The sequence below is a fragment of the Duganella violaceipulchra genome (assembly GCF_019166075.1).
Taxonomy (GTDB): domain Bacteria; phylum Pseudomonadota; class Gammaproteobacteria; order Burkholderiales; family Burkholderiaceae_D; genus Rugamonas; species Rugamonas violaceipulchra.
Window position 1 is genome coordinate 1 of record NZ_JAHTGR010000153.1, and the last position, 366, is coordinate 366.

General features: G+C 62.6%; 1 protein-coding gene. It reads left to right on the forward strand.

Annotation, left to right across the window (positions count from 1 at the left end):
* Positions 1 to 366, forward strand: a 366-nt coding sequence (locus tag KVP70_RS33440; RefSeq protein WP_229225270.1) for a condensation domain-containing protein, incomplete at both ends; no start/stop codon positions are given.

Sequence of the window (366 nt, forward strand, 5' to 3'; positions counted from 1 at the left end):
CCGCACGGCCCACTTCGACCTCACCTTGTCGCTGAGCGAAGTCGACGGTCGGCTCAGCGGCGGCCTGGAATATGCCAGCGACCTGTTCGACGCCGCCACGATAGAACGGCTGGCGGGTCATTTGCAGCTCCTGCTCGTCGCCATGGCCGGCGATGCAAACCAACGGATCAGTCAACTGCCGCTGCTAAGCGACAGCGAACGGCAGCAGCTGCTGGTCGGCTTTAACGCGACGCAAGCGCACTACCCGCAGGACCAACTGATCCAGCAACTGTTCGAAGCGCAAGCAGCAGCCAATCCGGAAGCGATCGCGGTGGTGTACGAAGAGACCAGCGTCAGCTATGGCGAATTGAATGCGCGCGCCAACCG